The organism is Solwaraspora sp. WMMD406 (assembly GCF_029626025.1).
In the GTDB taxonomy this organism is placed as follows: Bacteria; Actinomycetota; Actinomycetes; order Mycobacteriales; family Micromonosporaceae; genus Micromonospora_E.
Genome location: NZ_JARUBF010000001.1, coordinates 3,936,220 through 3,949,421 on the forward strand (window position 1 = coordinate 3,936,220; position 13,202 = coordinate 3,949,421).

Sequence of the window (13,202 nt, forward strand, 5' to 3'; positions counted from 1 at the left end):
GTAGCCAACCGACACCGGTTGGCGGTGCTCGGCCAGTGCGGCGAGTCCGATTGACGCGTCGACCAAGACCGGTCACCGAGTCGGTGACGCGCTGAGGTGGTTCGTGAGCCGGTAGCTGCGGTGTGCCGTCGCGGGACACGCGCCTTTCGACCAGACCATGACATTTCGGTTCTCGCCTCAAGACGATTCGGCGCGGTCGAAGCGAAATCCGACACCACGTACGGTGGTGATCCAGTGCTTGTGACCGAGTTTGGCGCGAAGGCTGCTGATGTGGGTATCGAGCGTTCGTCGGGACCACACATCGCCCCAAACCTGGTTCATGATCTGGGTGCGTGGGATGAGCTTGCCAGGTTGGGAAGCGAGGAGGTGTAGGAGTTGAAACTCCTTGCGGGTAAGTTCGACGCATTTGCCGTTGATCTGGACCTGGTTGGCGCTGGGGTCGATGTGGAGGGACCCGTGGGTGATGGTGGCGGGTTTGGTGTTGGGATGCGTACGCCGCATGACGGCGTGGATGCGGGCCATCAGTTCCGGCATCCCGTACGGTTTGACGAGGTAGTCGTCGGCTCCAGCGTGGAGACCTAGGACGCGGTCGAGTTCGGTGCCACGGTGAGTGACGGCGATGAGTGGGGTGTCGTGGTGTGTGCGGATGGTACGACAGACTTCGAGGCCGTCGAGGTCAGGCAGGTCGAGGTCGATGAGGATGAGGTCGGCCTCGGTGTAGGTGTGCAGGGCGTCGGTGGCGGTAGCGACATGGTGGACATCGTGGGCGTGGCGGCGAAGGGCGGTGACGAGAGTCTCGGCGTCCTGGGTGTGATGCTCGACCACTAGCACACGCCAGCCGTTGGGTCGCGGAGATGCGGTGAGTGAGGCCGTCTCGGGTGATTCGGTCATGGCTTGAGGATCCCTTTCGACTGGAACGGTGCACACCATCGGTCGGTCTGCTCAGGGGAGCGCACCCTTGCCGATGCCTGTGCCGGTGGCTGTCCGGTCGGGACGAAGAGCCGCTGCTGGTCCTCGAATCGAGGCGAAGTGGCAGCTTCGCGGCGCGTGAGCGTGGGGAGACGTAGCCGTGTGAAGCCCATGATCTACTTGAACACCCCCGTGTGTTCGGTATGCCGAGTCGGCCGGTCTGCGGCCTGCGCGCCGATGATGATAACCGCTTACTGTCACGTCTCAGTTACGTTGCGCCCGGCCTGGTGTCCTAGTTGGTCGATCCGCTGCCGCTTGGGGTGATATTGACGAGGAAGAATCCAATAGGCCGGATGGAGGATGTCGGAAGATCGACACAGTGGGTCCCGTAGGGTTGGTCGTCATGGAGTACACCCGTCTTGGCCGAAGTGGCCTCTCTGTGTCCCGGCTCGTACTTGGCACAATGAACTTTGGGCCGGAAACGTCCGAGAAGGACAGTCATCTGATCATGGATCGAGCTCTCGACCTCGGCATAAACTTTTTCGACACCGCCAACGTCTACGGCGCTCGTCTCGGCGAGGGCGTGACCGAACAGATCATCGGCCGCTGGTTCGCTGGCGGCGACGGCCGGCGCGAGAGGACCATCCTGGCTACGAAGGCCTACCTGCCGACTGGCGACTGGCCCAACGACAGTCGACTCTCCGCGCTGCACATCCGCCGTGCGTGTGACGCGTCGTTGCGGCGGCTGGGGACCGACTATATCGACCTCTACCAGATGCACCACGTCGATCGAGACACGCCCTGGGACGAGATCTGGGAGGCGTTCCAGGTCCTACGTCAGCAGGGGAAGGTGATCTACTTCGGCTCGTCCAACTTCGCCGGCTGGCACCTCGCGCAGGCTCAGGAGGCTGCCCGGTCGCGTCACTTCCTCGGCCTGATCAGCGAGCAGTCCATCTACAACCTCATGACTCGCTGGATCGAGCTGGAGGTGCTGCCGGCCGCCCGGCACTACGGCCTCGGCGTGATCCCTTGGTCGCCGCTGCATGGCGGCGTGCTCGGCGGAGTCTTGCGCAAGCAGCGCGAGGGCGGCGCGTCCCGTGGCAACTCCGGCCGGTCGGTCGACGTCCTCGCGAAGAACGGCGAGACCATCGAAGCGTACGAGAATCTGTGCGCCGACCTCGGCGAACACCCTGCTCACGTCGGTCTCGCGTGGCTGCTCGCGCAGGAGGGCGTGACCGGACCGATCATCGGGCCACGCACGGTAGCGCAGTTGGAAGGTGCGCTCCGCGCGCTGAACGTCAGCCTCGACCCGGCGACTCTGGCCCGGCTTGACGAGCTGTTCCCGCCGCCTGGGACGAACGGCGGACGGCCGGCTCCGGAGGCCTACGCATGGTGACGTGATCCGATGCGCGGCCCGGTTGGGCTCCACGCACCGCGTGGAGCCCAACCGGGCCGCGCGGCCCGCGGCGTGGTTCCCGTCGCCGGTGTCGACCCGCCGCCGGGTGTGACGATGACGCACGTGCCTCGGGCATCGGTTCCTGGTGGTGCCAGAAGCATGGGCCGACGCGTGGACGAGGCCTTGAACACCTTCCGCCTCGCCGGACAGGCCAACATCGCCCACGTCCGCCGTGACCTCCTCGACCGCGCCGACACCTTCGCCGTCTACGACATCGACCAAACGAGGATCAAGTCAGACATACAGGAGAACGCCGGACCGCAGGATTTAACCTGTCTCTGACATTCGTGTGCGATGCCGTAGAGATCTCTGTCAAACCTCCGAACTGATATTGACAGATATCTAAGATCGAGGAGGTTGACGTGGCTTCTGGATCCGAAGAAGATAGATGACAAGATCCGGCGCTCTGTCGCCATCTCATTCCGGTGCCTTCCGGTTCTGCTGCCATCGTTGTTGTTCAGGGCGCTGCGGCCTGCGCGGAAGTGGTGAGCTGGACGTTATTCGCTTTGAGTGGGGGACTCTATGAAGCTGAAGCACATCAACGGCAATATCGATCGATGTGTCGAGTGGATGCCCACGGCGGAGTTGTGTCGCACCTGTCGTGAGGGGATAGCGGGCGACATCCGCGCACTGCCACGGCTGTACGAAGAGTGCGGCACGGTGCTCGGCCGGGCATCACCCGGCGGTCTGCGGGAAAAAGTCAGTGGTGGCCAGCTGCCCGGCTTCACCATCAACGGCTTCGCGGCGGAGGCTCGAACGACGATCCTCGGGACGCTGGCGCGCTGGAGTGGTCTCGTCGCCGGAGAGCGCGGTATCACGCCACCGGCCCGCCGGGTCGCGCCTCTGGCTGCATTCTTGCTGATCCACTTCGACTGGCTGGCCGCCCACCCCGCCGCGCTCGAACTGCGGGCCGAGGTGGCTGACGCCGCGCGACTCGGGCGGCGGGTCGCGTCACCGGAGTCCGTCAAACGCATCGTTGTCGGCCGTTGCGTGTCGGACGGGTGTGACGGATTGCTCACCGCGACGGTGCGCGGTGGTCGGGCCGGCGAGCGCACGCAGGTGCGGTGCGAGGCGGACGCCGATCACATCTGGGAAGAGCGGGAGTGGACCGGCCTGCGTCGGCAGATGCGCGGTACCGCGTCGGCCACCGGTTCGAGATGGCTCACTGCGGCTGACATCGCTCGTCTGTGGAGTACGCCGATTGGCACCGTCTACCGGCTTGCGAGCGAACAAGGATGGCACAAGGTGACCCGCTCGGGCCGTGCGTACTATGCGGAAAACGAGGTACATCAGACGTTCGCCCGCCGTACCGCGCGCTCCGTCTGACAAATCTGCCGTGAACAAAGTTGGCCTCCGTGTCTGCTTCTCGGCACGGTACGGGACGGACTATTGGAGGAGATGCCATGCACAGTACGTTGATTGTGGCCCGGATGGAATCGTCCGCAAAAGATGATGTGGCAAACCTCTTTCGGGGATTCGATTCGACTGACATGCCGCACCGTATGGGTACTCGGCGTCGTCAGCTCTTCTACTATCGTGGCCTGTACTTCCACCTGCAAGACTTCGACGAAGACAATGGCAGCGAATTGATCCAGGGAGCGCGTACGGACGCGCGGTTCGTGCAGATCAGCGAGGATCTCAAGCCCTTCATCCAGGCGTATGATCCGGCGACGTGGCGCTCGCCTGCCGACGCTATGGCCACCCGCTTCTATTCCTGGAAGGCGGACCGGTGAACGAGCGCCGGGTCGTCATTACAGGTCTTGAGGTGCTAGCTCCCGGTGGGCTCGGCGCCAATGCGTTTTGGTCGCTGATCAGCGAGGGCTCCACGGCAACGCGGAAGATCACCTTTTTCGACCCGACGCCGTTCCGGTCGAGGGTCGCTGCGGAAATCGACTTCGATCCGGAGGTGCACGGCCTCACTCCGCATGAGGTCCGGCGAATGGATCGTGCCGCGCAGTTCGCCGTCGTGACGGCCAGAGGCGCGCTGGCCGACAGCGGTCTTGATCTGTCCGCGTGCGACCCCCACCGCATCGGAGTCACCGTCGGCACGGCGGTTGGTGCGACGACAGGTCTGGATCAAGAGTACCGAGTGGTCAGTGACGGCGGGCGACTCGACCTCGTCGACTACCGCTACGCCGTCCGTCACCTCTACAACTACCTGGTACCCAGCTCGTTCGCGGCTGAGGTCGCTTGGGCCGCGGGTGCCGAGGGTCCGAACACCGTCGTCTCGACTGGCTGCACATCCGGCATCGACGCGATCGGTTATGCCGCCGAGATTCTGCGTGAAGGCTCGGCCGACGTGATGATCGCCGGGGCGACCGACGCGCCGATCTCGCCGATCACCATGGCGTGCTTCGACGCGATCAAGGCGACGACGCCGAGGTACGACGAGCCGGAGCGGGCGTCGCGCCCGTTCGACGGTACCCGCAACGGGTTCGTCCTGGGCGAGGGTTCCGCGTTCTTCGTGCTCGAGGAGTTGGGAAGCGCCCGCCGCCGGGGTGCTCAGATCTATGCCGAGATCGCCGGGTACGCGACGCGGTCCAACGCGTATCACATGACAGGGCTGCGTCCCGACGGAACGGAGATGGCGGAGGCCATCCGCGTCGCGCTGGACGAGGCCCGGCTGGATCCGACCGCCATCGATTACATCAACGCGCACGGCTCGGGCACCAAGCAGAACGACCGGCACGAGACCGCAGCCTTCAAGAGGAGCCTGGGCGAGCACGCGTACGTAACGCCAGTCAGCTCCATCAAGTCGATGGTCGGGCACTCGCTCGGCGCGATCGGTTCGATCGAGATCGCCGCGTCGGTGCTGGCGATGACCCACCATGTCGTGCCGCCGACCGCGAACCTGCACACCGCCGACCCGGAGTGCGATCTCGACTATGTGCCGATCACCGCACGTGAGCACCGTACGGACGCCGTCCTGACGGTCGGCAGCGGGTTCGGCGGGTTCCAAAGCGCCATGGTGCTGGCTCGTCCCGAGAGGAGCACGCTGTGAGTGTTGTGGTGACGGGGTTGGGCGTCGTCGCGCCCAATGGACTCGGTGCGCAGAACTACTGGTCCGCGGCGCGGGTCGGCAAGAGCGGCATCGGCCGACTGTCGCGCTTCGACGCTGCCTCGTACCCGTCACGGCTAGCCGGTGAGATCCACGGCTTCGATCCTGCGGCGCACCTGCCGAATCGACTGCTGCCGCAGACCGATCGGATGACGCAGCTCGCCCTGGTCGCCGCCGACTGGGCTCTGGCCGACGCCGGGGTGCGTCCGGTGGATCTGCCCGCATTCGAGATGGGCGTGGTCACGGCCAGCGCTTCCGGCGGTTTCGAGTTCGGCCAGTACGAGCTGCAGCGGTTGTGGAGCAAAGGTAGCGAGTACGTCAGCGCGTACCAGTCGTTCGCGTGGTTCTACGCGGTCAACAGTGGGCAGATCTCGATCCGGCACGGGATGCGCGGACCGAGCGGGGTCGTCGTCAGCGACCGCGCCGGCGGGCTGGACGCGGTGGCGCAGGCCCGCCGTCAGATCCGGAAAGGCACTCACCTGGTGGTCACGGGTGGCGTCGACGCCTCCTTGTGTCCATGGGGATGGGTGGCGCAGATGGCCGGCGGCCGGATGAGCACGCGCGACGACCCCGCGACCGCCTATCTGCCCTTCGACCGCCGTGCGGCGGGTCACGTGCCGGGGGAGGGCGGGGCGATCCTCATCCTGGAGCGCGCCGAGTCGGCCCGGTCCAGGGGCGCCCGAGTCTACGGAGAGATAGCAGGTTACGGAGCTACCTTTGACGCCCGCCCCGGCACCGGGCGTCCACCCGTCCTGGACAGGGCGATCGAGCTGGCGATGGCCGAGGCCAGGGTCTCCCCGGCTGACGTGGACGTCGTCTTCGCAGACGGCGCGGCGGTGCCGGAGTTGGACCGGATCGAGGCCGACGCGGTGACCCGCATCTTCGGCCCGGGCGGAGTGCCGGTGACCGTACCGAAGACGATGACCGGCTGCCTGTACTCGGGCGCCGCCCCGCTCGATCTGGCGACTGTCCTGCTGGCGATGGATGAAGGACTGATTCCACCAACCATCCACATCGAGCCATCCGACGGGTACGACTTGGACCTCGTCGTCGATCAACCGCGAACCGCGCGGCTGCGCACGGCGCTGGTGTTGGCCTGTGGCTACGGCGGCTTCAACTCCGCGATGGTCGTCCGATCCGAACAATGAGCCGGAAAGAGGCACCATGTCCGTCAACGAATTTACCCTCGACGATCTTAGGCGCGTCCTACGCTCGGCTGCCGGTGCCGACGAGGCTGTCGATCTCGACGGCGACATCCTCGACGTCGACTTCGACGCGCTCAACTACGACTCGCTCGCCCGACTCGAAACGTGCAGCCGCATCGAGCGCGAGTACGGCGTCTCACTCGACGACGCGCTCGACATCGCGAACACCCCGCGTTCGCTGATCAAGGTCGTCAACGACCGGCTCGCCTCGACATGAACGACGGTGTGACGACCACCGTGCCGCCGACGGCCGTGTCCGGCGGAGTGCGGCCCATCCGGCTGGATGTGGCGGGCGTACCACTGTCGGGTCTGCTAGGCGAGCCGGAGTGGACGTCCCCCCGCGGGGTCGTCGTGGCACTGCACGGAGCGGGTATGACCGCCGGGTACTTTCACGGCCGGGCTCACCCGGACCAGTCCTTGGCCGAGCTCGGCCGCAGCCTCGGTTTCACCGTTCTGGCGCTTGACCGGCCCGGATACGGTGCGTCCTCCGCGGTGTTGCCACACGGGCAGAGCGTCGCTGAGCAGGCCGCTCTGCTGCGCGGCGTGCTGGCCTGGTACGCCGACCGGCACGCGGTCGGTGCGGGCTTCTTCCTACTGGCGCACTCCTACGGAGGCAAGGTAGCGCTGACCGCGGCGGCCCAGGAGTCTGGCGATGGCCTCATCGGGCTCGACATCTCAGGCTGCGGCCACGAGTACCTGCCTGACCATCCGCTGGCCGGTCCGGGGCACTGGAGACGGCACTGGGGATCGTTGCGTTGCTATCCGCCGAACACGTTCCGACTCAGTGAACTGACGGTGGCACCGATACCTGAGCGGGAACTGGCGGAGGTGTCGCAGTGGCCCGAGGTCTTCGCCACGGTCGCGGCCCGAGTGCGGGTGCCGGTGCGGTTTACGTTCGCGCAGTACGAAGGGTGGTGGCGGCACGACGAACCGGCCGTCGCCGATCTCGTGTCCCGGTTCACCGGGACACCCCGCGTCGTGGTCGACCGGCAGCCCGACAGCGGTCACAACATCAGCTTGGGCTGGGCGGCACGCGCCTACCACCTTCGCGCGATCGGATTCCTCGAGGAGTGCCTCGCGGCAGCCCGGTGCAGGCTCTGATCACATCGGCATACCAGGGGAGATGACACGGCATGGCACAGGAGAAGAGGACGGCGCTGGTCACCGGCGCCACCAGCGGCATCGGGCTCGCCGTCGCCGAGCTGCTGGGTGCACTGAACCACAAGGTGTACGTCGGCGCACGGAAGGCCGACAACGTGGCGGCAACCGTGAAAGCACTGCAGGACAAGGGCTTGGATGCCGCCGGCACCACCGTGGACGTGCGCTCCGGCGATGACGTACGGACGTTCGTGCAGGCGGCCGTCGACTGCTTCGGCACGGTGGACGTCCTGGTCAACAACGCGGGTCGAAGTGGTGGTGGGGTCACCGCGGACATCACCGACGAGTTGTGGCAAGACGTCATCGAAACGAACCTCAACAGCGTCTTCCGGATGACCCGCGAGGTCCTGAACGCGGGCGGGATGCGGAAGAAGAACCGGGGACGCATCATCAACATCGCCTCTACGGCGGGGAAGCAGGGTGTGGTGCTCGGCGCGCCCTACTCGGCTTCCAAGCACGGTGTGGTCGGGTTCACCAAGGCACTCGGCAACGAATTGGCGCCGACTGGCATCACGGTGAACGCGGTGTGTCCCGGCTACGTCGAGACGCCGATGGCCCAGCGCGTGCGGCAGGGATACGCGGACGCCTGGCAGACGACTGAGGAGGCCATCCTCGAGAAGTTCCAGGCCAAGATCCCGCTGGGCCGGTACTCCACCCCGCAGGAGGTCGCCGGTCTCGTCGGCTACCTGGCCTCGGACACCGCCGCGTCCATCACCTCCCAGGCGCTCAACGTCTGCGGCGGCCTTGGTAACTTCTGACACCTTCAAGGAGCTGACGACATGACCATTCGCGAGGTCGAGCACGACATCTCCGTCGACGCGCCAGCCGAGACTGTGTACCGGCTCATCGCCGAGGTAGAGAACTGGCCGCGGATCTTCCCGCCCACCATCTACGTCGACCATCTGGAGCGCGGCGAGAAGGAGGAGCGCATCCGGATTTGGGCAACGGCGAACGGACAGCCCAAGAGTTGGACGTCGCGACGCCTGCTCGACCCGGGGAACCTCCAGATCGACTTCCGTCAGGAGGTGTCCGCACCACCGGTTGCGGCGATGGGCGGTTCCTGGCTTATCGAACCGATCTCCGCTACCACGTCGCGAGTCCGATTGCGGCACGACTACCGTGCGATCGATGACGACCCCGCAGGTCTGAAATGGATCGATGATGCCGTGGATCGGAACTCGCGGTCGGAACTGTCCGCCCTCAAGTCGAACATCGAGCGCGCGCACGTAGCCGCCGAGGTCACCTTCTCGTTCGAGGACACCGTCCTTGTCGACGGAGCGGCCAAAGACGTCTATGCCTTTATCAACGACGCACACCTGTGGAAGGAGCGGCTGCCGCACGTCGCTCGGGTCAGCCTCGTCGAGGAGACGCCCGGCCTGCAGGAGCTGGAGATGGACACTCGAGCCAAGGACGGCTCGACGCACACCACGAAGTCGTACCGGGTGACGTATCCGCACCGGCTGATCGCCTACAAGCAGGTGACCCTGCCAGCACTGATGAATCTGCACACCGGCTACTGGACGTTCACCGAGACGGACAGCGGCGTGACGGCGTCGTCGCAACACACCGTGGTGCTCAACACCGACAACATCGCTCGAATTCTCGGTGAGGGTGCCACGGTGGCGGACGCGCGCGAGTACGTGCGCACCGCCCTGAGCACCAACAGCCAGGCCACGCTTCACCTCGCCAAGGCGTACGCCGAGGGCAGACGCTGACACCTCGACCAGGTCGGCCGGTACGAGCGTCAGGTCCCATGGCCGTCACGGCCCCGACGCGATGCCGTGGCCCGGCCGGAAGGGCTGACGCGGTCGGCCCCGTCCGGTTCGGACCTGTTCTCGACGTCGCTGAACGCCGGATCCGGGGAGCGGCTTCGAGCCGACGCGTGGGGGCACCTTCACACGACGTGGTCTCCGGGCAGGGCACCGCCGAAAGCGGACAGTGATTGAGGCAGGACGGTCTCGATGTAGGGACGAACTTGGGAGACATCAAATGGACGCTTCAGTGGTTGTTGTGGGTGCCGGCCCGGCTGGTCTGATGCTGGCCGGCGAGCTGCGGCTCGCGGGAGTCGATGTCGTCGTACTCGAGCGGCTCGAACGACGCACCGGGGAGTCGCGTGGGATCGGGTTCACCGTCGGCACGATGGAGGTTTTGGACCAGCGCGGGCTGCTGCGCCGTATCGGTGCCTACGAGACAAGCAACATGGGTCACTTCGGTGGCATCCCGCTCGACATGGGAGTACTCGGTGCGGCCCACGAAGCGGCCCGCACCGTGCCGCAGTCGGTCACCGAGGTGGCGCTGGAGGGCTGGGCGACGGAGTTGGGTGCCCGAATTCGTCGCGGTCACGAGTTTCTCGGCCTCGCCGACGCCGACGACCGCGTGACAGTCACCGTCCGTGGCCCCGATGGGCAGTACGAGCTGACTACCCGGTACCTGGTCGGCTGCGACGGTGGCCGCAGCCGGGTCCGCAAGGCGGCTGGCTTCGACTTTCCTGGCACGGAGACCACCACTGAGATGTTGCTGGCCGACATCCGTGGGGTGGACCTTCCACCGCGCATGACCGGACAACAGGTCGGTGGTGGCTTCGTCATGGTCGCGAAGCTGGCCGGGGGAGTCCATCGAGTGATCGTCGGCGAGCGCGGCATCCCGCCCCGGCGGCGTACCGGTCCGCCGGCTTTCACGGAGGTCGCCGACCTCTGGAAGCGGTTGACCGACATCGACATCTCGCACGCGGAACCGGTCTGGGTCAGCGCGTTTGGCGATGCCACTCGGCAGGTCACCCAGTACCGTCGGGGACGGGTACTGCTGGCCGGCGACTCCGCCCACGTGCATCTGCCGGCCGGCGGCCAGGGCATGAACACGAGTCTGCAGGACTCGTACAACCTGGGGTGGAAGCTCGCGGCGGTGGTCAACGGCCACGCGCCGACGTCATTGCTGGACACCTACCACACCGAGCGCTACGAGGTGGGCCGGCGGCTGCTGACCAACACCCGGGCGCAGAGCCTGCTTGTGCTCGGCGGTGCCGAAGCTCAACCGCTGCGTGACCTGCTCGCCGAGCTTGTTCAGTTCCCGGACGTCGCACGGCATCTCGCCGCCAAGGTCAGTGGCTTGGACATCCGCTACGACGTGGGCATCGGCGCCAACGCGGTCCTCGGCCAGCGGATGCCGCACCTGCCGATAACAGTCGGCAACCGTGCTACCAGCAGCACCGAGTTGCTGCGGTCGGGGCGCGGGGTGCTGATCGACCTCGGCGACAACGCCGTCCTGCGTCGTCGGGCGCAGGCCTGGCGCGACCGGATAGACATCGTCACGGCTGTAGGCCAGGCACCCACGCCCGGCTCGCTGGTCGGCACCAGCGCCGTGCTGCTGCGCCCGGACGGATACGTGGCGTGGGCCGCACCGGGCAGCCACCAGAACGTGACCACCGCCCTGACCCGCTGGTTCGGCCCGCCCGCGCAAGGTCGGCGATGACGGAGCCCGCCCCGGACGTCGTGATAGTGGGCGCGGGCCCGGTCGGCCTGTTTCTCGCGATCGAATTGCGCGCTGCCGGGGCGCGCGCCCTTGTCCTCGAGCGGTTGGCCGAGCCGACCGGCGAGTCCCGGGCATCCATTCTGCACGCACGGACCATGGAGATCCTTGCCGATCGCGGCCTGCTGGCTCGCCTTGGTGACCTGCCGCCGGTAGGCCCCGGGCATTTCGGCGGATTGCGCCTGGATCTCGCGGCGGCCGACCCAGCCCACCCGTACGCCGGCCAGTGGGAGTGCCTGCAGAGCCACCTGGAGGCCACGTTCGAGAAGCACGCCCGGGAGCTCGGCGTCGAGATCCGGCGGGGCCACACGGTCACCGGTCTGCTGCCGTCGACCGACGGGGTCGAGATCGCGGCGAGTGACCCGGCTGGGCGATGCTATCGAGTGACGGCGGCCTACGCGGTCGGTTGCGACGGCGAGCACAGCCTCGTGCGGCAAGCCGCCGGATTCACCCTGGCTGGTCAACCCGCCGACAAACGGATGCTGCGCGCCGACATCGCCGGCATCGACATCGAGAACCGGCGCCTGCGCCGCTACCCCAACGGGGTCGCCACCGCCTATCGTCGGCCAAACGGGGTGACCCGGCTCATGGTCCACGAGTTCGGCCCGCTCATCGACGCCGACCTCGACGCCGCCCGGATCTTCGAGGTCTGGGCAGTGGTGACGGACGAGGACATCAGCCACGGCCGAGCGCTGTGGCTCAACGAGTTCGACAACGCCTCCCGGCAGGTCACCCGGTACCGGCAGGGCAGGGTTCTGCTCGCCGGCGATGCGGCCCACGTGCAGATGCCCGTCGGCGGTCAAGCGCTCAACCTCGGCCTGCAGGACGCCGCCCACCTTGGCCGCCGACTCGCCCGCGTCGCCACCGGCGTGGCCCGGCCTGCGCTGCTCGACGCGTACCACACCGAGCGGCACACAGCCGGGTCTCGCACACTCGCCAACATCCGAGCCCAATCGGCGCTCTTGTTCGGCGCAGACGAGGTCACCGCGCTGCGTGACGTTGTCGGCGAGCTGCTGGAACTCGGCGTCGTCCAGCGTCATCTCGCGGCATCTGTCAGCGGCTTGGACGTACCACCGCCCACCATCGACACACCCATCTCGCGGAGGCCCTCAGTGGAGAGACTCATCGACAAGACGGCCCTGGTCACCGGCTCCAGCCGGGGCATCGGCCGGGCGACCGCGATCCGACTGGCGCGTGAGGGCGCCCTGGTCGCGGTGCACTACGCGGTCAACGACGCAGCCGCCACCGAGACGGTGTCGCTCATCGAGCAGGAGGGGGGCAGCGCGTTTCCCGTCCGCGCCGAACTGGGCACGCCCGGCGACGTACACGAACTGTTCCTGACGCTGGAGCGAGGTCTCAAGGAGCGTGTCGGCGAGAGCCGGCTGGACATCCTGGTCAACAACGCTGCGGTGACCAGTACCGGTCAGACTCCGGACGAGTTGACCCCGCAGGAGTTCGACCGGTACTTCGCCGTGAACGCCCGAGCCCCGTACTTCATCGTGCAGAAGGCGATCGGACTCATGCCCGAGGGCGGGCGCATCATCAACATCTCCTCGGGCGTCACCCGCACCGCCGTGCCGGACCAGCTCGCCTACGCCATGACGAAGGGTGCCATCGAGCAGCTCACGTTCCACCTCGCCCGGTTGCTCGCCCCACGCGACATCACCGTCAACACCGTGGCACCAGGGATCACCGACAACGGCGGCCCGGTCTTCGACAACCCGCAGGCGGTCGAGGCGATGTCCCAGCTGTCCGCGTTCAAGCGAGTCGGCACGGTTGGCGACGTCGCCGACGTCATCACGTTCCTGACCACCGACGAGGCCCGCTGGATCACCGGAGCCTTCATCGACGCCACCGGCGGCACCCTGCTCAGCTGAGCGCGTGCGTCGAT

13 protein-coding genes are annotated in these 13,202 nt (G+C 66.8%); 12 read left to right on the top strand and 1 reads right to left on the bottom strand.

Annotated features, from left to right (window positions below):
• Positions 1-177 precede the first annotated feature (177 nt).
• Positions 178-930 carry a response regulator transcription factor gene (locus O7632_RS17295; protein ID WP_278115606.1) on the bottom strand — a complete coding sequence of 251 codons (753 nt, stop codon included), beginning with the start codon at positions 928-930 and terminating at the stop codon, positions 178-180.
• 382 nt (positions 931-1,312) lie between these two features.
• Here O7632_RS17295 and O7632_RS17300 point away from each other — a divergent pair, with 382 nt between their 5' ends.
• The 12 genes from O7632_RS17300 to O7632_RS17355 all read left to right on the top strand — a co-directional run bounded on the left by O7632_RS17300 (position 1,313) and on the right by O7632_RS17355 (position 13,188).
• A complete protein-coding gene (locus O7632_RS17300; RefSeq protein WP_278115608.1) occupies positions 1,313-2,305 on the top strand; it encodes an aldo/keto reductase in 993 nt (330 codons plus the stop codon).
• Positions 2,306-2,476: 171 nt separating this feature from the next.
• On the top strand, positions 2,477-2,647 hold the full coding sequence (locus O7632_RS17305) for a hypothetical protein (RefSeq protein WP_278115609.1): 171 nt from the start codon (positions 2,477-2,479) through the stop codon (positions 2,645-2,647).
• Positions 2,648-2,887: 240 nt separating this feature from the next.
• Positions 2,888-3,691 carry a hypothetical protein gene (locus O7632_RS17310; protein WP_278115611.1) on the top strand — a complete coding sequence of 268 codons (804 nt, stop codon included), beginning with the start codon at positions 2,888-2,890 and terminating at the stop codon, positions 3,689-3,691.
• A gap of 77 nt (positions 3,692-3,768) precedes the next feature.
• Positions 3,769-4,098, top strand: coding sequence for a TcmI family type II polyketide cyclase (locus O7632_RS17315; RefSeq protein ID WP_278115613.1), 330 nt, complete (start codon positions 3,769-3,771; stop codon positions 4,096-4,098).
• On the top strand, positions 4,095-5,366 hold the full coding sequence (locus tag O7632_RS17320) for a beta-ketoacyl-[acyl-carrier-protein] synthase family protein (protein WP_278120128.1): 1,272 nt from the start codon (positions 4,095-4,097) through the stop codon (positions 5,364-5,366). The genes O7632_RS17315 and O7632_RS17320 overlap by 4 nt, the downstream gene beginning before the upstream one ends.
• Positions 5,363-6,571, top strand: a complete 1,209-nt coding sequence (locus tag O7632_RS17325; protein WP_278115615.1) for a ketosynthase chain-length factor — start codon at positions 5,363-5,365, stop codon at positions 6,569-6,571. Before O7632_RS17320 ends, O7632_RS17325 begins: the two co-directional genes overlap by 4 nt.
• Positions 6,572-6,587: 16 nt before the next feature.
• A complete protein-coding gene (locus O7632_RS17330; protein WP_278115618.1) occupies positions 6,588-6,845 on the top strand; it encodes a phosphopantetheine-binding protein in 258 nt (85 codons plus the stop codon).
• A complete protein-coding gene (locus O7632_RS17335) occupies positions 6,842-7,729 on the top strand; it encodes an alpha/beta hydrolase (protein ID WP_278115619.1) in 888 nt (295 codons plus the stop codon). The genes O7632_RS17330 and O7632_RS17335 overlap by 4 nt, the downstream gene beginning before the upstream one ends.
• A gap of 32 nt (positions 7,730-7,761) precedes the next feature.
• Complete coding sequence (gene fabG, locus O7632_RS17340; protein ID WP_278115621.1) at positions 7,762-8,544, top strand: 3-oxoacyl-ACP reductase FabG; 783 nt, start codon at positions 7,762-7,764, stop codon at positions 8,542-8,544.
• Positions 8,545-8,565: 21 nt separating this feature from the next.
• The gene (locus O7632_RS17345) at positions 8,566-9,501 is read left to right on the top strand and encodes an aromatase/cyclase (RefSeq protein WP_278115623.1); all 936 of its coding nucleotides are present in this window, start codon (positions 8,566-8,568) and stop codon (positions 9,499-9,501) included.
• 274 nt (positions 9,502-9,775) lie between these two features.
• Entirely contained in the window at positions 9,776-11,254 is a 1,479-nt protein-coding gene (locus O7632_RS17350) for an FAD-dependent monooxygenase (protein ID WP_278115625.1), read from the top strand.
• Positions 11,251-13,188 carry an SDR family oxidoreductase gene (locus tag O7632_RS17355; RefSeq protein WP_278115627.1) on the top strand — a complete coding sequence of 646 codons (1,938 nt, stop codon included), beginning with the start codon at positions 11,251-11,253 and terminating at the stop codon, positions 13,186-13,188. Before O7632_RS17350 ends, O7632_RS17355 begins: the two co-directional genes overlap by 4 nt.
• Positions 13,189-13,202: the final 14 nt, after the last annotated feature.